The sequence below is a fragment of the Mycobacterium sp. NGS50 genome, assembly GCF_059812545.1.
On record NZ_JCALCW010000008.1, the window covers coordinates 113,477 to 135,415 of the forward strand.

General features: G+C 69.3%; 19 protein-coding genes. 7 read left to right on the forward strand and 12 right to left on the reverse strand.

Features of this window, described 5'->3' with window-relative positions:
- Nucleotide 1 precedes the first annotated feature (1 nt).
- Nucleotides 2-652, reverse strand: a complete 651-nt coding sequence (locus AC5Y36_RS08010; protein WP_500040328.1) for a response regulator — start codon at nucleotides 650-652, stop codon at nucleotides 2-4.
- Nucleotides 645-1,799, reverse strand: coding sequence for a MacS family sensor histidine kinase (gene macS / locus AC5Y36_RS08015; protein WP_500040329.1), 1,155 nt, complete (start codon nucleotides 1,797-1,799; stop codon nucleotides 645-647). Before macS ends, AC5Y36_RS08010 begins: the two co-directional genes overlap by 8 nt.
- Before the next feature lie 56 nt (nucleotides 1,800-1,855).
- On the opposite strand from macS, the gene AC5Y36_RS08020 reads away from it, so the two are divergent.
- The 6 genes from AC5Y36_RS08020 to cydC all read left to right on the forward strand — a co-directional run bounded on the left by AC5Y36_RS08020 (nucleotide 1,856) and on the right by cydC (nucleotide 9,725).
- Complete coding sequence (locus tag AC5Y36_RS08020; protein ID WP_500040330.1) at nucleotides 1,856-3,109, forward strand: alpha/beta hydrolase fold domain-containing protein; 1,254 nt, start codon at nucleotides 1,856-1,858, stop codon at nucleotides 3,107-3,109.
- A 38-nt stretch (nucleotides 3,110-3,147) separates the two neighbouring features.
- The gene (locus AC5Y36_RS08025; RefSeq protein ID WP_500040331.1) at nucleotides 3,148-3,747 is read left to right on the forward strand and encodes an HdeD family acid-resistance protein; all 600 of its coding nucleotides are present in this window, start codon (nucleotides 3,148-3,150) and stop codon (nucleotides 3,745-3,747) included.
- Nucleotides 3,748-3,863: 116 nt separating this feature from the next.
- Complete coding sequence (locus AC5Y36_RS08030; RefSeq protein ID WP_500040332.1) at nucleotides 3,864-5,345, forward strand: cytochrome ubiquinol oxidase subunit I; 1,482 nt, start codon at nucleotides 3,864-3,866, stop codon at nucleotides 5,343-5,345.
- A gap of 30 nt (nucleotides 5,346-5,375) precedes the next feature.
- Complete coding sequence (gene cydB / locus AC5Y36_RS08035; RefSeq protein WP_500040333.1) at nucleotides 5,376-6,407, forward strand: cytochrome d ubiquinol oxidase subunit II; 1,032 nt, start codon at nucleotides 5,376-5,378, stop codon at nucleotides 6,405-6,407.
- Between the two features lie 53 nt (nucleotides 6,408-6,460).
- On the forward strand, nucleotides 6,461-8,068 hold the full coding sequence (gene cydD, locus AC5Y36_RS08040; RefSeq protein WP_500040334.1) for a thiol reductant ABC exporter subunit CydD: 1,608 nt from the start codon (nucleotides 6,461-6,463) through the stop codon (nucleotides 8,066-8,068).
- Nucleotides 8,061-9,725, forward strand: a complete 1,665-nt coding sequence (gene cydC, locus AC5Y36_RS08045) for a thiol reductant ABC exporter subunit CydC (RefSeq protein WP_500040335.1) — start codon at nucleotides 8,061-8,063, stop codon at nucleotides 9,723-9,725. Before cydD ends, cydC begins: the two co-directional genes overlap by 8 nt.
- Here cydC and AC5Y36_RS08050 read toward each other — a convergent pair.
- The 10 genes from AC5Y36_RS08050 to AC5Y36_RS08095 form a co-directional block, all read right to left on the reverse strand.
- Nucleotides 9,700-11,079, reverse strand: coding sequence for a bifunctional lysylphosphatidylglycerol flippase/synthetase MprF (locus AC5Y36_RS08050; protein WP_500040336.1), 1,380 nt, complete (start codon nucleotides 11,077-11,079; stop codon nucleotides 9,700-9,702). The two genes, cydC and AC5Y36_RS08050, sit on opposite strands and share 26 nt — an antisense overlap.
- Before the next feature lie 99 nt (nucleotides 11,080-11,178).
- Nucleotides 11,179-12,048 (reverse strand): acyl-CoA thioesterase II, encoded by an 870-nt coding sequence (locus AC5Y36_RS08055; RefSeq protein ID WP_500040337.1) that lies wholly within the window; start codon nucleotides 12,046-12,048, stop codon nucleotides 11,179-11,181.
- Between the two features lie 3 nt (nucleotides 12,049-12,051).
- Nucleotides 12,052-13,470, reverse strand: coding sequence for a pyruvate kinase (gene pyk / locus AC5Y36_RS08060; RefSeq protein WP_500040338.1), 1,419 nt, complete (start codon nucleotides 13,468-13,470; stop codon nucleotides 12,052-12,054).
- A 59-nt stretch (nucleotides 13,471-13,529) separates the two neighbouring features.
- A complete protein-coding gene (locus tag AC5Y36_RS08065) occupies nucleotides 13,530-13,937 on the reverse strand; it encodes a DUF2752 domain-containing protein (protein WP_500040383.1) in 408 nt (135 codons plus the stop codon).
- A gap of 80 nt (nucleotides 13,938-14,017) precedes the next feature.
- Nucleotides 14,018-16,012 (reverse strand): prolipoprotein diacylglyceryl transferase, encoded by a 1,995-nt coding sequence (lgt, locus tag AC5Y36_RS08070; protein WP_500040339.1) that lies wholly within the window; start codon nucleotides 16,010-16,012, stop codon nucleotides 14,018-14,020.
- Nucleotides 16,012-16,821, reverse strand: a complete 810-nt coding sequence (gene trpA / locus AC5Y36_RS08075; RefSeq protein ID WP_500040340.1) for a tryptophan synthase subunit alpha — start codon at nucleotides 16,819-16,821, stop codon at nucleotides 16,012-16,014. The genes lgt and trpA overlap by 1 nt, the downstream gene beginning before the upstream one ends.
- Nucleotides 16,818-18,089, reverse strand: a complete 1,272-nt coding sequence (gene trpB, locus AC5Y36_RS08080; RefSeq protein WP_500040341.1) for a tryptophan synthase subunit beta — start codon at nucleotides 18,087-18,089, stop codon at nucleotides 16,818-16,820. Before trpB ends, trpA begins: the two co-directional genes overlap by 4 nt.
- A 10-nt stretch (nucleotides 18,090-18,099) precedes the next feature.
- On the reverse strand, nucleotides 18,100-18,918 hold the full coding sequence (gene trpC / locus AC5Y36_RS08085; protein WP_500040342.1) for an indole-3-glycerol phosphate synthase TrpC: 819 nt from the start codon (nucleotides 18,916-18,918) through the stop codon (nucleotides 18,100-18,102).
- Between the two features lie 80 nt (nucleotides 18,919-18,998).
- The gene (locus AC5Y36_RS08090; RefSeq protein WP_500040343.1) at nucleotides 18,999-19,661 is read right to left on the reverse strand and encodes a TIGR02234 family membrane protein; all 663 of its coding nucleotides are present in this window, start codon (nucleotides 19,659-19,661) and stop codon (nucleotides 18,999-19,001) included.
- The gene (locus tag AC5Y36_RS08095; protein WP_500040344.1) at nucleotides 19,654-21,192 is read right to left on the reverse strand and encodes an anthranilate synthase component I; all 1,539 of its coding nucleotides are present in this window, start codon (nucleotides 21,190-21,192) and stop codon (nucleotides 19,654-19,656) included. The genes AC5Y36_RS08090 and AC5Y36_RS08095 overlap by 8 nt, the downstream gene beginning before the upstream one ends.
- Before the next feature lie 105 nt (nucleotides 21,193-21,297).
- Between AC5Y36_RS08095 and AC5Y36_RS08100 the strand changes: the two genes are divergently transcribed.
- Complete coding sequence (locus tag AC5Y36_RS08100; protein WP_500040345.1) at nucleotides 21,298-21,762, forward strand: peroxiredoxin; 465 nt, start codon at nucleotides 21,298-21,300, stop codon at nucleotides 21,760-21,762.
- Nucleotides 21,763-21,939: the final 177 nt, after the last annotated feature.

Sequence of the window (21,939 nt, forward strand, 5' to 3'; positions counted from 1 at the left end):
GCTACTTGTCCAGCCCGTGTTCGATGGCGTAGCGAGTCAGCTCCACCCGGTTGGCCAGCTGCAGCTTGCGAAACGTCGCCTGGACATGGTTTTCCACGGTGCGGTGACTCAACGTCAGCTTCCCGGCGATTTCTTTGGCGGACAATCCTTTTGCGACATAGCGCAGCACCTCGGTTTCCCGCTGCGACAACCGTGGGGCGGCTTCACCGGTGTCGGGCTTCCCGGCGATGCGCCGGTACTCCCCCAGCACCAGCCCGGCCAGGCCCGGGGTGAACACCGCGCGCCCGGCCGCGGTGGCCCGCACCGCCTCAGCCAGCTCGGCTTTGGACGCGCTTTTCACCAGATATCCGGTCGCCCCGGCTTTGACGGCTTCCAGCACGTCGGCGCGCTCATCGGAAGCCGACAGCACCAGGACCCGCGACGACGGCGACACCGCCAGCACCGCGGCCGTCGCCTGTGCGCCGTCACCGTCGGCGAGCTGCATGTCCATCACCACCACGTCGGGTTTGACGACCTGCGCCCGCCGGCTCGCCGCGGCCACCCCGTCGGCGGTGGCGACCACGCTGAAGCCGTCGTCGGCGAGGTCACGGGCCACCGCGTCGCGCCAGATCGGATGATCGTCGACCACCATCACCGTCGGCGTCTCAGCCATCAGCCCCCCGCCTCCCCGCCCGCGGCACACTCAGCTCCCATTCGGCACCTTCCCCCGGCTCGCTGTGCAGGTCGGCGGTGCCGCCCAGGGACGCCAGCCGTCCCACGATCGACTTGGACACCCCGACCCGGCCCTGCCGCGCCGCCTCCGCCAACCGGCCGGCGGCGATACCCACCCCGTCGTCGCGGATGCTGACCGCCACCGCGTCGCCCAGATCCTCCACCAGTACGAACGCCCGGGCGCCGTCACCGGCGTGTAGCCGCACATTGTCGAGCGCGTTGCCGACCGCGGCGTCCAGCTCGACCGCCGCCGCACGCTCCAGCGGCACCGCGGTACCCGGCATGCTCAGCGACACGCCGCTGATCTCCCTGCGGCTCAACAGCGTCCGCAGGTCGACCACGGCGGCGTCGTCGTTTTGGTCGAGGTCCACCGTGCTCACCCAGCGGCGCAGGGCGCGTTCTTGTTCCGCGGCCAGTTCAGCGAGATCGGCCGTGGGCCCCCCGATCTCGCGCCCCCGCTTGGAAACCAGCGCCAGCACCTGGATCACCCCGTCGTGCACCCGGCGGGACAGCCGTTCACGTTCCTCCAGCGCCGCCGACATCCGGGCCGCGCGCTGCAGTTCGGCGTGCGCACGCCGCACCGTCTGGCCGGCCATCCCGACCGCCAGCCCGATCGCCAGCTGGATCACGATGCTGGCGTCACGGCCCAGGTTGACATTGACGTGCCCCTTGAGGATGACGGTGGCGACCATGACCAGGAAGCCGGTCAGCATCCCGCCGGCCGGACCGAACTGGATGGCCGCCGACACGGTGGCGTTGCTGGCCCACAGCGTCGTCGGCCAGGACTGGTTGCTCAGCGTCCACACGTCGGTGGCCACCACCTTCGTGGACAGCACCAGCACCACCACCACGGCGATCTCGCTGATCACCCAGGCGGGACGCCGGCCAAACCCCTGCAGGTAGGCGACCGCGCACGCCGCGCTCCAACCGATCAGCACCGCGAACAGCACCCAGCCCAGGGCGGGGCGCTGCAGATCCGAGCTGACCGCGATGTGAAATCCCAGCGCGTAGAGGCAACTCAACAGCCGGAACACCTGCGCCGCCCGCCACAGCGGCACCGTCGGGTCAAGACCACGATCGGGGCGCATGGGCAAAGCATAAGGGGCTGTACCGGGCCGCCGGAGCGGATGATTTAGTGGTTGATATGAAGCAGCTTGCCGCCATCTTCGCATCGCTGACCGGGGCCGCCGTCACCGTCAACGGCTACCGACCGTTGTCCCGAAGCGGCTACCTGTCGACCTACACCTTCGTCTTCGGTGTGTTCGCCACCGAGCTGCCGCTGCACCTGATCGCCTGGCAATCGGCGGCGCTGGCGGCGGTGTCGAGGTGGCTGTCTCCGCGCACCCGGTGGTTCGCCTGGCTGGTGTCGGCGCTGTCGTGGCTGGGCCTGCTCGGCCTGCGCCGGTCCGGGCTCGGCGCCGACGTCCCGCTGACCGCCGCGCTGGACGCCGGGCTGGGAACCGACCGGTGCACCGAGACCAGCACCATCTGGAAGCGGCCGACCTCGGGCGAGCTGGCTGCGATGAAGCGCGGGATGATGCCGATGATGCGGGTCTACCGCGGCTACACCCACGACTGCGATGTCGCCTACGGCGCCTACGGCAGCCGTAATCATCTGGACATCTGGCGGCGGCCCGACCTCGACCGCAACGGCCGGGCCCCGGTGCTGCTGCAGGTTCCCGGCGGCGCCTGGATGATGGGAAGCAAACGCGGACAGGCGCATCCGCTGATGAGCCACCTGGCCGAGCGGGGCTGGGTCTGCGTGTCGATCAACTATCGGCTCAGCCCGCGCTCGACGTGGCCCGACCACATCGTCGACGTCAAGCAAGCGATCGCCTGGACCCGCGAGCACATCGGCGAGTACGGCGGCGACCCTGACTGGATCGCGATCACCGGCGGGTCGGCGGGCGGACACCTGTCCGCGCTGGCCGCACTGACTGCAGGCGACCCGCAGTTCCAGCCGGGCTTCGAAGACGCCGACACCCGGGTACAGGCCGCGGTCCCGTTCTACGGCGTCTACGACTTCACCGAAGACGCCCCCTACCAGCATCCGCAACTGGTCGGCGTGATGCAGAAGTACGTGTTCAAGCAGCATCGCCGCGAGTTCGCGGAGGTCTTCGCGGCGGCATCACCGATCAGCCACGTATCCGCCGACGCGCCGCCGTTCTTCGTGCTGCACGGCACCAACGACACCCTGATCCCGGTGGGGCAGGGCCGCAATTTCGCCGAACGGCTCCGCGAAGTCAGCGACAACCCGGTCGTCTACGCCGAATTGCCCTACGCGCAACACGCCTTCGATACCTTCGGCTCCCCCCGCGCGGCACACACCGCGCTGGCGGTCGAACAGTTCCTCGCCGAGGTGTACACCCGGCACCACGCGGCGCGGCAGTCCGCCTGAACAACCCCGCCGCAATTAGCCCGGCGCGGCCGCCGCCGATGTGCCAGACTTCGGGCATGGAAGCCGCCCCCGTGCCAAGCCTGCTGCCGCATCTCTGGAAATCCACGCTGGTGTCCGGGATTGTGTCCCTGGTCCTCGGCGTACTGGTGCTGACCTGGACCGGTGACAGCCTGATCGCCGCCGCGATCCTGTTCGGGGTGTATCTGCTGGTCACCGGGACCGCGCAGGTCTTCTTCGCGTTCAGTCTGCCGTTGCTGGCCGGGGGGCGGGTGCTGTTGTTCATCAGCGGCGCCGCATCACTGGTGCTGGCGGTGTTGTGCTTCCGGCACTTCGGTGAGGGCTACGCGATTCTGCTGCTGGGGATTTGGATCGGGGTCGGGTTCATCTTCCGTGGGGTTGCCACGACGGTGTCGGCGATCAGCGATCCGCAGCTGCCCGGGCGCGGGTGGCAGATCTTCATGGGGGTGATGACGCTGCTGGCCGGCGTCGTGGTCCTGGCCTCCCCCGTCGAATCCCTGGTGATCCTGACCTGGGTCGCCGGCATCTGGCTGGTGGTGATCGGGGTGTCGGAGATCATGTCGTCGTTCGCTATCCGACGCGCCTCCAAGGACATCGCCGCGGCGGTGTCCGGCCGGTAGCGATGCGCGTCACTGCCCGGGCATCCGGGTAACCCGCGCAACATTTCCCTGGTGCGGGGTCCGCCCGTACTACTACACTGCGTCGTAGTAACGTTCCGTAGCCGGGGAGAAGGCAGATGGACGTCGTCGACGTATCGCGGTGGCAGTTCGGGATCACCACCGTCTATCACTTCATCTTCGTGCCGCTGACCAGCGGACTGGCCCCGCTGGTCGCTCTGATGCAGACGGTGTGGGTGTGCACCGGCAACACCGCCTGGTACCGGCTCACCAAGTTTTTCGGCAAGCTGTTCTTGATCAACTTCGCCCTCGGGGTGGCCACCGGGATCGTGCAGGAATTCCAGTTCGGGATGAACTGGAGCGAATACTCCCGCTTCGTCGGCGACGTGTTCGGCGCACCGCTGGCGATGGAGGGCTTGGCCGCCTTCTTCTTCGAATCCACCTTCATCGGGTTGTGGATCTTCGGCTGGGGCAGGTTGCCGCGAGGCCTGCACCTGCTGTGCATCTGGATCGTGGCCATCTCGACCAACGTGTCGGCGTTCTTCATCATCGCGGCCAACTCGTTCATGCAGCACCCGGTCGGTGCGCATTACAATCCGGTTACCAAACGCGCCGAATTGGACAGCATCGCAGCGTTGTTCGCCAACAACACGGCGCAGGCGGCCTTTTCCCACGCGGTCACCGGCGCCTTCCTGACGGCGGGGACCTTCGTCGCCGCGGTCAGCGCCTGGTGGATGGTGCGCTCGCGGCACAGCATCGCCGCCGGCGGCGATCCGCAGACCGCCGATTCCGACGCCCGCGCCATGTACCGGCCCGCGGCCATCCTGGGCTGCCTGGTCGCGCTGGCGGCGGCAGCCGGGTTGTTCCTCACCGGTGACACGCAGGGCAAGCTGATGTTCGTTCAGCAACCGATGAAGATGGCCTCGGCGGAGTCGTTGTGCGACACCGCAACCGACCCGAGTTTCTCGGTGTTGACCGTGGGCCGGCAGAACAACTGTGATCATCTGACCCGGGTGATCGAGGTGCCCTACGTGCTGCCGTTCCTGGCCGAAGGACGGTTCAGCGGCGTGCAACTCGACGGCGTGCGCGACATCCAGCAGGACTTCCAGCAACGCTTCGGGCCCGGCGACTACCGGCCCAACCTGTTCGTCACCTACTGGTCGTTTCGCGCGATGATCGGCTTGATGCTGGCTCCGGTGCTGTTCGCGCTGCTCACCCTGTGGCTGACCCGCCGCGGGCGGATCCCGAAACAGCGCTGGTTCGCCTGGGTCGCGCTGCTGACCATCCCGACACCGTTTCTGGCCAACAGCGCCGGCTGGGTGTTCACCGAGATGGGCCGGCAGCCCTGGCTGGTGGTGCCGAACCCGACCGGCGACCAGGATGTCCGGCTGAGGGTCGCCGAGGGCGTCTCGGGCAACGCCGTGGGTATGGTCGTGGCCTCGCTGGTGATGTTCACCCTGGTGTACGCCGTGCTGGCGGTGATCTGGTTCTGGCTGCTGCGACGCTACATCGCCGAAGGACCACAGCACCACGACGCCGAGCCGGCGCCGCCGGCCCCGCCCGGCTCCCGGGACGTCGCTCCGCTGTCATTCGCCTACTGAAACACCCACTGAGACAAGGAGGTACCCGCCATGCAACAGCTGTGGTTCATCCTGGTCGCGGTGCTGTTCCTCGGGTTCTTCATCCTGGAGGGCTTCGACTTCGGGGTGGGCATGCTGATGGCGCCGCTGGGCCGGGTCGGTGACGCCCCGGAGCCGCATCGGCGCGCGGCGCTGAACACGATCGGCCCGGTGTGGGACGGCAACGAAGTGTGGCTGATCACCGCCGGCGGCGCGATGTTCGCCGCCTTCCCCGGCTGGTACGCCACGGTGTTCTCGGCGCTGTATCTGCCCCTGCTGGTGATCCTGTTCGGCATGATTGTCCGAGTGGTGGCGATCGAGTGGCGCGGCAAGATCGACGACCCGAGCTGGCGGGCGTGGGCGGACCGTGGCATCGCCGCCGGATCGTGGCTGCCGGCGATCCTGTGGGGAGTGGCGTTCGCGGCCCTGGTTCGGGGCCTCCCGGTGGATGCCGACCAGCATGTTCATCTGTCGGTGGGTGACGTCCTCAACGGCTACACCCTGCTGGGTGGCCTGGCCACCGGCGGGCTGTTCGCGTTCTACGGCGCGGTGTTCCTGACGCTGAAGACCGCCGGCACGATCCGCGCTGATGCGCATCGTTTCGCGACGCGGTTGGCGGTGCCGGTGACCCTGCTGGTCGCCGGGTTCGGGCTGTGGACCCAGATTGCGCGCGGCGCGAACTGGACCTGGCTGGTGCTGGCCGCCGCGGTCGTCGCGCAGCTGGCCGCGGTGACATTGGTGTGGCGGCAGGCATCGGACGGTTGGACGTTCGTCTGCGCCGCCGTGGTGGTGGCGGCGGTGGTGGTGCTGTTGTTCGGCGCGCTGTACCCGAATCTGGTTCCCTCCACGCTCAACCCGCAATGGAGTGTGACGATCTACAACGCATCGTCCACCCCCTATACCCTCAAGATCATGACCTGGGCGGCGGCGATCTTCGCCCCGCTGGCCATGGTCTATCAGGGGTGGACGTATTGGGTGTTCCGGCAGCGGATTTCGGCTGAGCGGATTCCGCCGCCGGTCGGGCTGGCCAGGCAGGCGTCCTGAGCGCCGGCGGCCGGACCCCGGTAGACCCGCGACTGTGGCGGGCCTCCCGTCAGATGCGCCGGTTCGTGGTCGCCACCGTGGCACACGGGGTGGTGATCTCGGGGTGTGCGATCGCCACCGCGATCATGTTGGCGCACATCGTGTCCCACGTCATCACCGATCCGGCTGCCCGCGGCCTGGGCCAGTGGACCCCGATGCTGGTGATGCTGGCCGCGGTGTGGGCGCTGCGCACCGTGGTGCACTGGCGTCAGGCCCGCCTCGGCCAGCGCGGTGCCACCGCGGTGATTGCCGAGCTGGGCGGCCGGGTGCTGACCGCCGTGACCGCGCGCTCCCCCCGGGAATTGGCTGAACAGCGGGATGCGGCGGCGCTGGTGGTGACCCGTGGTCTCGACGGGCTGCGCCCGTATCTGACCGCGTACCTGCCGGCGCTGGTGCTGGCGGCGATCCTCACCCCGGCCAGCGTGCTGGTCATCGCCGCGTTCGACCCGAAGGCGGCGGCGATCGTGGTGATCACGCTGCCGCTGATCCCGCTCTTCATGGTGCTGATCGGTTTGGCGACCGCCGAGCGGTCGGCGGCCGCGCTGGACGCCATGACGGTGCTGCAGGCGCGCCTGCTGGATCTGGTGGCCGGCATCCCCACCCTGCGGGCGCTGGGCCGCGCCGACGGGCCGCAGCATCGGGTGGCGGAATTGTCTGCGGCGCATCGCCGCTCCGCAATGGCGACGCTGCGGATCGCGTTCTTGTCGTCGCTGGTGCTGGAGCTGTTGGCCACCCTCGGTGTGGCGCTGGTCGCGGTCAGCATCGGTCTGCGGCTGGTGTTCGGCGAGATGAGCCTGACGGCGGGGTTGACGGTGCTGCTCCTGGCGCCGGACGTGTATTGGCCGCTGCGCCGCATCGGGGTGGAGTTCCACGCCGCCCAGGACGGCCGGGCCGCCGCCGATAAGGCCTTCGCGCTGCTGGACCAGACAGCTGCGGCGCCGAGCGGGCAACGCCGCGTCCGCGCCCGGGGTGCGGTGATCGCCATTGACCGGCTCAACGTTTCCGGCCGGGACGGCTGCGCCCCCTGCGATTTCTCCGCCGCGATCGAGCCCGGCCAGGTCACGGTGCTGACCGGCCGCAACGGGGCGGGCAAGACCACCACCCTGGCGGCCATCGCCGGGCTGAGCGCACCCGATGCGGGCCGGATCACGGTGGCCGGTATCGCCGTCGCCGACCTCGATCCGACCGGCTGGTGGCGTCAGCTGTGCTGGCTGCCGCAACGGCCGGTGTTGATCCCCGGAACCGTCGCCGACAACCTCACCCTGTTCGGCGACCTCGTCGACGCGGATTCCGCCTGCGCGGAATCGGGTTTCGATGATGTGCTGGCGACTCTTCCCGACGGTCTGCACACCATGGTCGGCCGCGGCGGAGTCGGGCTTTCGTTGGGTCAGCGACAACGCCTCGGGTTGGCTCGGGCGCTCGGCTCGCCGGCGCCCGTGCTGCTTTTCGACGAGCCGACTGCCCATCTCGACGCCGACAGCGAGGATCGGGTGCTGGCCGCTATCGTGGCGCGGGCCCGCGCCGGGGCGACGGCCGTGGTGGTCGGTCACCGGCAGCGGGTACTGGCGATCGGCGACCGGGTGCTGACCGTGTGCAACGAGGCCGATCATGTGCATGTCTGATCCACTGATCACCGCGTCACGGCTGCTGCTGCGCCCGCGGCTGACCCGACTGCTGGCGGCGGTCGCATTGGGGGTGCTGTCGCTGGGCAGCGCGCTGGCATTGGCCGCGGTGTCGGCGTGGTTGATCACCCGGGCCTGGCAGATGCCGCCGATATTGGACCTGTCGGTGGCCGTTGTCGCGGTGCGTGCGCTGGCGATTTCGCGCGGTGTCCTGCATTACTGCGAACGGCTGGTCACCCACGATGCGGCTCTGCGCGCCGCCGGCACCGCCCGCGAACAGATCTATCGCCGCCTGGCCCGCGGGCCGGTGGAGATCGCCAGCCGACTACACAGCGGAGAACTGGTGGCGCGGGTGGGCGGCGACGTCGACGTGTTGAGCGACGTGCTGGTGCGTGCGCTGCTGCCGATCGGTGTCGCGGCCGTCCTCGGTGTGGCCGCCACGGCCGTGATCGCGGTCATCTCGCCGACGGCTGCCGCGGTGATGGCGGTGTGCCTCCTGGTCGCCGGGGTCGTTGCACCGTGGCTGTCGGCCAAGGCGGCGCTCGCCCAGGAAATGGTTGCCCGACAGCATCTTTCCGATCGTGACGTCTCGACGATGCTGGCGCTGGACCACGCGCCGGAACTGCGGATCGCCGGCGTGCTGCCCGACGTGATCGACGACGCGCGGCGGCGCTACCGCGCCTGGGGTGATGCCGCGGACGCCGCGGCCAAACCGGCGGCGGTGGCCGCGGCGATGTCCACCGCCGCGATCGGCGTCAGCGTGCTCGGGGCGCTGCTGGCCGGTATCGGGATCGCCGGAGTCGTTGCACCCACCACGTGCGCGATCCTGATGCTGTTGCCGCTCTCGGCGTTCGAAGCGACCACCGCGCTGCCGGCCGCGGCGATCCAGCTGGCCCGGTCGCGGATTGCGGCGCAACGCCTCCTCGACCTGACGCCACCCGATGACGCGGCACCGGCGACCGGACGCGCACCGGCGCGTTCGGTATCGACGCCGCGCTTGGTCGCCGACGCACACACCGGGCATCACCTCGATCGCTCGCAGCAGGCGACGGTGGATCTGGCACCCGGTGCCCGGCTGGCGATCAGCGGGCCGAGCGGCTGCGGCAAGACCACGCTGCTGATGACCCTGGCCGGGCTGATGCCGACGCTGCACGGCGCGGTGATGTTGGATGGGGTTGCCCTGGATCAGTACGGCGAGGGCGAGTTGCGGTCGTTGGTCGGGTTTTTCGCCGAGGACGCACACCTCTTCGCCACCACCGTGCGGGACAACCTGCTGGTGGCTCGCGGGGACTGCACCGACGACGAACTCACCGACGTGTTGGGTTTGGTCGGCCTGCGCGGATGGCTGACCGGTCTGGGCGACGGGTTGTCCACCGTGTTGACCGGCGGCGCGCAGGCGCTGTCGGCCGGACAGCGCCGCCGGATGCTGTTGGCCCGGGCGCTGCTGTCGCCCGCGCGCATCGTGCTGCTCGACGAGCCGACCGAGCACCTGGACGCCTCCGACGCCGGGGATCTGCTGCGCGCGCTGTTGGAGCCCAGTCGCGCACTGTTCGGCGCGGATCGCACGGTGGTGGTGGCCACCCATCACCTGCCCGACGACATCACCTGTGCGCGCCTGGAGTTGGGTCCGGCTACAGCTGGCGTCGGCGCGGCATGAACTCCAGCGACAGCAGCACATAGATCAGCGGGACCAGCTGGCTCAGTGACACCAGCGCGTAGCGTCGGGCACCGGCGGCATGAAACTTGCGCAGGTAGCGGTACAGCGACTCCAGGGCGATCAGCGGGTCCAGCAGGTGGATGGCGTGGTAGAAGAAGCCCTGCAGCTTGCTGCGCCGGGTGGCGTCGAAGATCTCCGGGAACGCCGCGAAGGCGAGCGAAACACGCTGCGCACCAGCCTGTTTCGCGGCAGCGACCATATCGGCCGTCAGCCGTTCGTCAAGCCCGTTGGGGGCGCCGCGCCGTCGCCACGGGACGTCGAGACTGAAGTCGCTGCCGCCGCCGACCACCGCATAGCGGTGAAAGCCCTGCACACGCCCGTCGGCGTCGCGCGCCACGATCAGCTGAATCCCCGGGTAGCGGCCCTCCAGGGCGCCGTCGAGCGCCATGCAGAAGCCGCGCTCGGTCCGCGCGCCGCTCGGTGACGCCGCCAGCACCTCGGTCAACTCGGCCAGCAGCTCATCGCCGAGGTCCTGCTCGGCCACCACTTCGGTGGTGATCCCGAAGTTGCGGGTGCGCTGCACAGCCTGGCGCAGGTTGCGGAACTTGCGGCCCACCATGTCGAAGCTGGCCACGTCGATGACGACGTCGCGGCCGATCGGTACCGTGCGCAGCGCCTGCCCGACCACGGCCGGGTCGCTCCACAGCCCGAGCCGCGCCTCGCTGCAGCCCAGCACCACGATGCGCCAGCCGCGGCTGTGGCACAGCGCGGCGAAGTCGGCGACCAGTTCCGGGTAGCACCGCGGCTCCCCGATCGGATCGCCGCTGACCACCGCATAGCCGATGCGGGTGCGGTAGGCCAGCGCGGCGGTGCCGTCGGCGCTGAAGTGATACGACTTGAGTGTCTGCATGGCGAACGGCGCCAGCGGGTCCTCACGGGTTCGCTGCAGCAGTCGCCACACCTTGGGCAGGTCCGCCGGTTGCGGATACGCCGAGGTGGGCCACATCAGTGCCAGGCCGGCGCTGGCGATCAGCACGTCGGCGAGCAGGTTGGGGTACACCAGGTGCACCCCCAACCCGGCCAGCAGCAACAGCAGTGCGACGAAGGCGTGCAGCGCGGTGACCGGGCGGCCCAGGAAGATGCCGCGGGCGATAAACACCACGGCAGCCAGGATGGTCAGCGACCACCCCACCCGCCCGGCGGCCCGCACCGCCTCATGGTCGTGGGTGATCAGCACGGCAAGCCAGCCGACCACCGAGAACAGGGCTAACGCACCGATCCAGCGGGCGCGCGGCGAGTCCACGTGCACGACGACACGTTCGCGGGCCTGCACGCCCGTCGACAGCTCGCTCACCCCTAACCCTCCGTCCGCGGCCCTTTCACACCAGGTCTACCCGCATGAGGGGAACGTTACGCCCAGGTCGGGGAGTCAGCGCGCAGGAAATGCGCCGGGTCAGCGGGCCGAGCCGGGAAAATATTTGAGGATGCCCTCTTGCACGACGGTGGCGATCAGCTGACCGGCCCGGTCGAAGAAGTGCCCGGTGCCCAAACCGCGGGAATCCGTCGCCACCGGCGACGACGTCGCATACAGCACCCAGTCGTCGAAGCGCACCGGCCGGTGAAACCAGATGGTGTGGTTGGCGCTGGCGGCGAAGATCCGGTCGAACCCCCAGGACAAACCGTGTGTGGTGATGATGGAGTCCAGCACCGTGGTGTCCGAGGAGTACACCATGACGGCGGTGTGCAGGGTGGGGTCGGCGGGCAGTTCCCCGTCCGCCTTGAGCCAGACCCGGTTGTGGTCGAGTCGCTCGCCCTTGTCCCGCATCACCCAGGCCGGGTCGTTGGTGTAGCGCCATTCCACCGGTTGCAGTGCGTTGACGAAGTGCGGGACGGTCTGCTCGTAGCCGCGCAGCAACTCCCCGATCGTCGGCAACGTCTCCGGTGCGGCCACCTCGGGCGGCTCGACGCTGTGCTCGAGGCCGGCACCGCCGGACAGGTAGGAGATCATCGCGGTCGCCAGCAGCGTCCCGTCCTGCACGGCGTCGACCCGCCGGTTGGCGAAGCGGCGCTCGTCGCGCAGCCGCACCACCCGGAACTCGATGTCCTTGGCCGGGTCGCCGCCGTTGATGAAATGCACGGACAGCGCGTTGGGCGGCAGGTCGCGGGTCAGGGTCCGGGTGCTGGCCACGAACGACTGGGCCATCAGCTGCCCGCCGAAGGTGCGCAGCGGGGTCTTGCTCGGATGCGCGCCGACGAACACGTCGTCGCCGACGTCGTTGAGGTCCAGGACCGCCATCAGCTCCGCGAAGTCAGCGTTGGCCATGCGTTAGACGTCGTCCTCGCCGATCCGGTGCACGTGGATCAGGTTGGTGGAGCCCACCGTGCCGGGGGGCGCACCGGCGACGATGACCACGGTGTCGCCGCGCTGGTAGCGGCCGAGTTCCAGCAGCGATTTGTCGACCTGGCGGATCATGCCGTCGGTGGACTGCATCGGCGGCACGATGAACGTCTCGGTGCCCCAGGTCATCGCCAGCTGGCTGCGGATTTCGGGCAGGGCGGTGAAGGCCAGCAGCGGCAGCGGGGTGTGCAGCCGGGCCAGCCGACGCACGGTGTCCCCGGACTGGGTGAAGGCGACCAGGGCTTTGGCGTCCAGCCGTTCTCCGATATCGCGTGCGGCATAGGAGATCACGCCGCGTTTGGTGCGCGGCACGTGGGTCAGCGGCGGCGCCGCGGTCGAATGGGCCTCGACCGCGGCGATGATGCGTGCCATGGTCCGCACCGCCTCCAGGGGGTGCTTGCCCACCGCGGTCTCCCCGGACAGCATCACCGCGTCGGTGCCGTCCAGGACGGCGTTGGCGACGTCGGAGGCCTCGGCGCGGGTGGGCCGGGAGTTCTCGATCATCGACTCCAGCATCTGGGTGGCCACGATGACCGGCCTGGCGTTCTCCCGGGCCATCTGGATCGCCCGCTTCTGCACCAGCGGAACCTCTTCCAGCGGCAACTCGACGCCCAGATCGCCGCGGGCGACCATGACCGCGTCGAACGCCAGCACGACCGCCTCCAGGTCGTCGATGGCTTCGGGCTTCTCCAGCTTGGCGATCACCGGGACCCGGCGCCCGACCCGGTCCATCACCTCGTGCACGAGTTCGGCATCCGACGGCGACCGCACGAACGACAGCGCCACCAGGTCGACGCCGAGCTTGAGGGCGAACTCGAGATCCTCAATGTCCTTGTCCGACAAGGCCGGCGCGGACACGTTCATCCCCGGCAGCGACATGCCCTTGTTGTTGCTGACCGGACCGCCCTCGGTCACGGTGCACACCACGTCCTGGCCGTCGATGCTGTCGACCACCAGCGCGACATTGCCGTCGTCGACCAACACCCGGTCGCCGGGCACGGCGTCGACGTTCAGCTGCTTGTAGGTGGTGGACACCCGGTCGTGGCTGCCCTGGCAGTCGCCGACGGTGATGCGCACCGTTTCGCCGTTCGCCCAATTGGTCCGACCTTCGGCGAAGCGCCCCAACCGGATCTTGGGGCCCTGCAGGTCGGCCAGCACGCCGACGGCGCGTCCGGTGGCATCCGATGCCGCGCGGACGCGCTGGTAGGCGGCCTTGTGGTCGTCGTAGTCGCCGTGGCTGAAGTTCATCCGGGCGACATCCATCCCGGCCTCAACCAGCGCTTTCACCATCTCATCGCTGCTGGTGGCCGGGCCGAGAGTACAGACGATCTTGCCGCGTCTAGTCACCAGCCCAGCATAGTGGTGGCCCGGTGGGCGCGCTTCGCACCGGATGGGCAATGCGCGGGTCAGCCGGGCAGCAGCGTTGGGACCAGCGGGAATCCGGGCAGGTTGCGCACCACCGTCCAGGCCACCGCCGTGGCCACAAGCATTGCGACACCCGCCGTCGGGAGCAACGACGCACCGCGGCGACGCCGCAGCCACATCCAGACCCCCACCACGGGCAGACCCACCAACAGGAACACGTTGTCGGTGACAGCGGCCGCCAGGTCCGCGTGCAGCAGGTCGTGCACCATCCGCAGCCCGCCGCAGGCCGGGCAGTTCCAGCCGGTCAGCAGCCGGAATGGGCACAGCGGGAAGGGCGAACCCTGCCGGTGCGGGTCGGCCAGACCGATGTAGGCAAGAGCCCCGGCGAACAGCACGACGCTGCCGGCCGTCGCATAGCGGCGGCTGATGACATGCTCCTTGACGGCCATCGACTGGCTGTCGACCGACGGTTCCCGGTCAGTCATTCAGCCAGCATGCCAGAACTCGGTCCTCGACCGCAGTGCTCCGGCTAGCGGCGATTTCTTCTGGCCCGGTTCCACCAGCGGGTCCGCGCCTGGGGGACGCCGGTTTCAGGCGCGGACGGCAACTCTTCGGACTCATCGTCCTCAGTCACGATTTCGGGTTCTTCTGCCTCATCGACGACGTCTTCCTGGTCGTCGGACTCCGCCTCGGCCGCTTCCTCATCGGCCGCCTCTGCCGACGACTCCTCGGGGTCTGCCGCGGCAACTTCGGGCTCCTCGTCGGCATCAACCTCGTCGACGTCAGACGGTTCCTCGTCCTCGGGCTCGGCGTCCGAGTCTTCCTCCGCCGCTTCGTCGTCGGTAGTTTCGGCTACCGGCTCCGCGACGTCCTCGGCCTCGGGCTCGGCGTCTGCCTCCGACGACTCCTCGGCCTCGTCTTCGACGTCCGACTCCTCCGCGTCCTCAACCTCGGGCTCCGCGTCGACGTCTGACGGTTCCTCGTCCTCGTCCTCGACGTCCGACTCTGCCTCAACCGCTTCCTCATCGGCAGTTTCGGCTACCGGCTCCGCGACGTCCTCGGCCTCGGGCTCGGCGTCTGCCTCCGACGACTCCTCGGCCTCGTCTTCGACGTCCGACTCCGCCTCGGCTGCTTCCTCATCGGCCGCCTCGACTACCGACTCCTCCGCGTCCTCAACCTCGGGCTCGGGCTCCTCCAGATCGTCGGACACCTCGGCCGAAGTCCCGTCGGAATCCTCCTCCGCGACTTCGCTGTCCTGCTCGGCGTCCGCTACCTCGCCGTCCTCGAAGAGCTCCTCGGACTCGTCGTCAATGTCCGACTCCGCCTCAGCAGCTTCCTCATCGACGGCCTCGGCCAGCGGCTCTTCGTCCTCAACCTCGGGCTCGGGCTCGGGCTCCTCGCCGTCCTCCGACAGCTCCTCAGACTCGTCCTCGACATCGGACTCCGCCTCGGCCGCTTCCTCATCGACGAGCGCGGCCACGGGCTCCTCGGCGTCAAGTTCTGCCTCGTCCTCGAGGGTCTCGTCGTCGGCATCCGACTCGGCCAACTCGCTCTCGTCGACCACATCCGCCTCGAACATCGCCGCGCCGGATTCGGTATCCGCACCCTCGTCGGCGCCAGGCTCAGCAGATGTCTCCTCGGACTCGTCGGTCGTCCAGGTGGCCCGCAGCGCCTCGGGATCCTCACGTTGCTTGGGCGCCAGCATCATGTAGACCACTGCCCCGATGAACACGAACGTCGAGGTGAAAGAGTTGACCCGGATGCCGTAGATCATCGTGGCGGGGTCATCGCGCAGCAATTCCACCCCGAACCGGCCCACACAGTAGGCCGCGACATACAGCGCAAACAGCCGTCCGTGGCCGAACTTGAACCGTCGGTCCACAACGATCAGCACCACGAATACCAGGAGATTCCAGAGCAATTCGTACAGGAATGTCGGCTGCACCACCAACGCCACCTGCCCGGTCGACACCCCGTCCAGGGAGTGCACGTCGACGATGCCGGACGGGTCGCGGCGGAAGAAGACCTGCAACCCCCACGGCACCCCGGTCTCGCGGCCGTACAACTCCTGGTTGAAGTAGTTGCCCAGTCGCCCGATCGCCTGCGCCAGCACAATGCCCGGGGCGATCGCGTCGGCGAACGCCGGCAGCGGGATGCCGCGCCGGCGGCAGGCGATCCAGGCACCCACGCCGCCGAGGGCAATCGCACCCCAGATGCCCAGGCCGCCGTCCCAGATCCGCAGCGCCGCGTCCGCACCCGCCCCGTTGGGCCCGAAATATGTTCGCCAATCGGTCATCAGGTGATACACCCGGCCGCCGATCAGCCCGAACGGCACCGCCCACAGCGCGATGTCGTAGATCACGCCGCGTTCGCCGCCGCGGGCCGCCCAGCGCCGATCGCCGACGATCAGTGCGGCGATGATGCCGGCGATGATGCACAGCGCGTAGGCCCGGATCGGCACCGGGCCCAGATGCCACACCCCGCGTGAAGGGCTGGGGAACGCGGCCAGCACCGTTGTCAGCATCAGGCCGAAACCCTCTGGCGCACACCGGCGGCAAGTTCGGAGCTCAATGCCCGCAGCGCCGGGAGGCCGTCGGCCAACGCCGAGACCAACGCCGAGCCGACGATGACACCGTCGGCGTAGCCGGCGATTTCGGCGGCCTGCGGTCCCGACCGCACCCCCAGCCCGACCCCGACCGGAATGTCGGAGACTTCCTTTACCCGTCGGACCAGCTCCGGTGCGGCATCCGACACCGCATCGCGGGCGCCGGTGACTCCCATGGTCGATGCGGCGTAGACGAATCCGCGTGAGGCTTCCACGGTGGCCGCCAGCCGCTGCGACGTCGACGACGGCGCCACCAGGAAGATGCGGTCCAGACCGTATTGGTCCGAGGCCGCCAGCCAGGCTTCGGCTTCGTCGGGAATCAGGTCGGGGGTGATCAAGCCGTATCCGCCGGCAGCGGCCAGATCGCGTGCGAACGCGTCAACGCCGTAGCGCAGCACCGGATTCCAGTAGGTCATCACCACCGCGCGCCCGCCGGCGGTGCTGATCGCCTCGACCGCGGCCAACGTGTCACGCACCCGCACGCCGCCCTGCAACGCGATTTCGGCCGCCGCGGCGATCGTCGGACCGTCCATCCCCGGATCCGAGTACGGCACGCCGACTTCGATCAGGTCGCAGCCGGAGTCCACCAGTGCGGTCATCGCCGCCACCGACCCGGGCACATCCGGGTAGCCGGTGGGCAGATAGCCGATCAGCGCCGCCCGGTTCTGCTGCCGACACTCGTCGAAAAGCGCGGCCAACGAACTGGATTGGTTCTGCTGCACGGTCACGGCTGGCCACCGCCGTCCTCGTCGAGTAGACCGAACCACTGGGCCGCAGTCTCGACATCCTTGTCGCCGCGGCCGGACAGGTTCACCACCACCACCGCACCCGGCCCCAGTTCGCCACCCAGCTTGAGCGCGCCGGCGACCGCGTGCGCCGATTCGATGGCCGGAATGATGCCCTCGGTGCGGCACAGCAACCGGAAGGCGTCCATGGCCTCGGTGTCGGTGACGGGGCGGTACTCGGCCCGCCCCGTCTCCCGCAACCAGGCGTGCTCGGGCCCGACCCCGGGATAGTCCAACCCCGCCGAGATCGAGTGGGATTCGATGGTCTGACCGTCCTCGTCCTGCAGCAGATAGGAGTAGGACCCCTGGAACGCGCCCGGCGATCCCCCGGTGAACGTTGCGGCATGACGGCCGGTGTCCACACCGTCACCGGCCGCCTCGAAGCCGACCAACCGGACTCCGGGGTCATCGAGAAAAGCGTGGAAGATGCCGATGGCGTTGGATCCCCCACCGACACACGCCGTCACCGCGTCGGGCAGTCGACCGGCCTGGTGCTGGATCTGCGCTCGCGCCTCCATTCCGATGATCCGCTGGAAGTCACGCACCATGGTCGGGAACGGATGCGGCCCGGCCGCGGTGCCGAAGCAGTAGTAGGTGTTGTCGGCGTTGGTGACCCAGTCCCGGAACGCCTCGTTGATGGCGTCCTTCAAGGTTTTCGATCCGGCTTCCACCGCCACCACGGTGGCCCCCAACAACCGCATCCGCGCCACGTTGAGCGCTTGCCGGGCGGTGTCGACGGCGCCCATGTACACCACGCAGTCCAGCCCGAGCAGCGCGCACGCCGTTGCGGTGGCCACCCCGTGCTGGCCCGCACCGGTTTCGGCGATGACCCGGGTCTTGCCCATGTGCTTGGCCAGCAGCGCCTGCCCGAGCACGTTGTTGATCTTGTGAGAACCGGTGTGGTTCAAGTCTTCTCGTTTGAGGAACAGCCGTGCCCCGCCGGCGTATTCGGACAGCCGGGTCGCCTCATACAGCGGCGACGGCCGGCCGCTGTAGTGGGTCTGCAGGTTGTCGAGGGTGTCCAGGAACTCCGCATCGGTGCGCACTTTGTCGTAGGCGGCGGTGACTTCCTCGATGACCGCCATCAGCGCCTCGGGGACATAGCGCCCGCCGTAACTGCCGAAATGTCCACCCGTGTCAGGGTCGTGACCACTACGTTCGGTGACGGCCGCGCTGGAACGGGGAAGCTGCGGGCCTAGCAGATCTGCCATTGGGCTCAGGCTAGCGGGCCGGCTTAGGACAGGACGGGTGCCGACCGGCGGTGACCAGATCGGCGACCGCGGCGCGCGGGTCTCCACTGGTGACCAGGCCTTCGCCCACCAACACCGCGTCGGCGCCCGCGCCGGCGTAGGCGAGCAGGTCGGCGGTGCCGCGCACCCCGGATTCGGCGATCCTGATGACGTCGGTGGGCAGGCCGGGTGCGATGCGCGCGAAGCAATCCCGGTCCACCGTCAGCGTTCTCAAATCGCGTGCGTTGACACCGATCACCTTGGCACCGGCCTGCAGCGCGCGGTCGGCTTCCTGTTCGGTGTGGACCTCGACCAGCGCGGTCATCCCGAGCGATTCGGTGCGTTCCAGCATGGACTCCAGCGCGTGCTGATCCAGTGCGGCCACGATCAGCAGCAGCAGGTCCGCGCCGTGCGCACGCGCCTCGTGAATCTGGTACGGCGACATCACAAAGTCTTTACGCAGCACCGGAATGGACACTGCGGCGCGCACCGCGTCCAAGTCGGCCAGCGACCCGTTGAACCGCCGCTGCTCGGTGAGCACACTGATGATCCGCGCGCCGCCGTCCTGGTAGGCGCGGGCCAGCTCGGCGGGGTCGGCGATGGAGGCGAGTTCACCCTTGGACGGGCTGGCGCGCTTGACCTCAGCGATCACGGCGATGCCCGGCTCGCGCAGCACCGCCATGACGTCCAGCGGCGGCGGGGCGGCCTTGGCCGCCTCCTTGATCTCCGACATGCTCACCACGGCCTCGCGGGCGGCGACGTCTGCGCGAACTCCCTCGATGATGGAGTCGAGCACAGTCCCCGAACTCATGCCGGTCGGTTCCTTCCTGCGGTCGGAAGCGGATCGCAATGATGTTCATCGAAGGGTAGTCGCCGTAACCCCACCGGCCGTCACCGCCCCTTGCTGTCGGAGTCCGGCGCCTCAGATTCCGTGGTTTCGGCGGCCGCATCGGTGGGGTCGCGGCCCTCGTCGAGGGCGTCCCACAGGGTGCGCTCGGACATCTGCGGGTCGCCGTTGTGTTCCGCCATCGCGCGTCGGGCACCGGGCGCCACGTACTTCGTCGTGGCCGCGGAGACCGACGCCGCCGCGCGCATCAGCAACGCGGCACCGATCAGCGTGATGGCCGCTGCCGCCACGGTGATCGCCGCACCGACGTGGTGGCGTTCGCTGCCGACCAGCGAGATCACCGGCACCCCGGCCAGGTCGGCGCCGCGCAGCGCCACATCCGGCATCACCCACAGGCTGATCGCCAGGTATCCGATCGCCAGGCTGGCCGCGGCCACCACCATCGCCAGCAGCCGCAGCAGCCAGCCCCGCACCGCCAGCGCGGCGACCGCCGCGGCCAGCAGCACCGCCGCCACCGGCAGCAGCGCCGTCGACCATGCGGCACCGGACAGCGTGACCGTCTTCGGCTGGCCCAGCCCGTCGAAGGACCGGATGCGCACCCAGGGCAGCCGGGAGGCCCCCCAGAGCCCGACGGCGGCCAGCGCCAGCAGCAGCTGCGCGATTCGGATCGCCCGCCGGCCGCGCCGATCGGCGTCGGGGTCAGCCATGGCCGTCGGCGCCCGGTGCGGTCAGGGTTTCGGCGGCGGCGATCGCGCCCAGCACCGCACGGGCCTTGTTGGTCGCCTCGGTGTATTCGTAGGGGCCGTTGGAGTCGGCGACCACGCCCCCGCCGGCCTGCACATAGGCGGTGCCGTCGCGCATCAACGCGGTGCGGATCGCGATGGCGAAGTCGGCGTTGCCGGCGAAGTCCAGATAGCCGACCACCCCGCCGTACAGGCCGCGCCGGGTCTGCTCGACGTCCTCGATCAGCTCCATGGCGCGCACCTTGGGTGCCCCGGACAAGGTTCCGGCCGGGAAACAGGCGGTGACGGCGTCCAGGGCGGTGCGGTCGGCGGCCAACTGCCCGGTCACCGTGGACACCAGGTGCATGACGTGGCTGTAGCGCTCGATGTGGCTGTAGTCCTCCACCCGCACGGTGCCTGGCACACACACCCGACCCAGGTCGTTGCGGCCCAGGTCGACCAGCATCAGGTGCTCGGCGCGTTCCTTCTCGTCGTGCAGCAGATCCTTCTCCAGCAGCTGATCTTCTTCCTCGGTCTGCCCGCGCCACCGGGTGCCGGCGATCGGGTGGGTGGTGGCCCAGCCGTCGGTGACGGTGACGAGCGCTTCCGGGCTGGAGCCGACTATCGAAAATGCGAGAAGGCCATCGTTGTCAGGGACCTGCAGCAGGTACATGTACGGGCTGGGGTTGGAGACCCGCAGCATCCGATAGACGTCGATGGGGTCGGCGGCGGTGTCCATTTCGAAGCGCTGCGAGGGCACCACCTGGAAGGCCTCACCGGCCTCGATCTCCCCGACCAGACGCTCCACGATGGCCCCGTATTCGGCCACGGTGCGCTGGGAGCGGTGCTGCGGCTCGGGCCGGCTGAAGGTGGCCACCGTCGACGGCAACGGCTGCCCCAGGGCCGCGGTCATCACATCGAGGCGGGCGACGGCGTCGTCGTAGGCCTCATCGACGCGCTCGTCGGTGCCGTTCCAGTTCACCGCGTTGGCGATCAACGTGATGGTGCCCTCGTGGTGATCCACCGCCGCGATATCGGTGGCCAGCAGCAACAGCATGTCCGGCAGCTTCAGGTCGTCGACGGTCAGCTCCGGCAGCCGCTCCAGCCGCCGCACCAGGTCGTAGGCGAAGAACCCCACCATCCCGCCCGACAGCGGCGGCAGCCCGTGCGGCGCACCGGTGGCCAACAGCTCCATCGTCGCGTGCAGCGCGGTCACCGGATCGCCGCCGGACGGCGCGTCCTGCGGCACCACGCCCAGCCACGCCGCTTCGCCGTCGCGCACCGTCAACGCCGAGGGTGCCCCGGCCCCGATGAACGACCACCGCGACCAGGACCGGCCATTCTCGGCCGATTCCAGCAGAAACGTTCCGGGACGGTTGGCGGCCAGTTTGCGGTAGGCCGACAGCGGCGTCTCGGCATCGGCGAGCATCTTGCGGGTCACCGGAACCACGCGGTGCTCGGCGGCCAGCGCCCGGAAATCCTCCCGTGAGGTGGTGGTCGCGAGGGTGGCGTGCATCGATCCATCTTCCCAGACGTTGGCGATCGCAAGCGCGACGGAGTCGGGCGCAGCGGGTCGCCACCATCGGGCACAGCTTGTCGCTTCTGGCGTAGCGTGGCGAGCATGAAACCTGGTGACACCGTGGCCGACTTCGAGCTGCCCGACCAGACCGGCACCCCACGCACCCTCAGCGCCCTATTGGCCGACGGACCGGTGGTGCTGTTCTTCTATCCGGCGGCGATGACGCCGGGCTGCACCAAGGAGGCCTGCCACTTCCGTGATCTGGCGGCCGAGTTCGCCGCCGTCGGGGCCCAGCGGGTCGGGATCAGCGCCGACGCACCGGCCAAGCAGGCCAAGTTCACCGACCTGCACAGCTTCGACTACCCACTGCTGTCGGACACCGACGGCACGGTGGCCACCCAGTTCGGCGTCAAACGCGGCCTGCTGGGCAAGCTGATGCCGGTCAAGCGGACCACGTTCGTGATCGACACCGACCGCAGCGTGCTGTCCGTGGTCTCCAGCGAATTCTCCATGGACACCCACGCCGACAAGGCGCTGGAGACGCTGCGGGCGCGCTCGAGCGCCTAGCGGCGCCGGCGTCCACCACGACAAAGTTCGAGTGACCTACCTGGTGCGCGCAGAGCCAACGAGTAGCGGTCAGGGCAGGTCCTCTGGGCGGTGCCGGCTCGCGCCGAACCGGTCGAAATCGCTGTCGTAGAAGACGATTCCGGCGCGGTATTCAACTGTCCGTGCTGGCAGACGGGC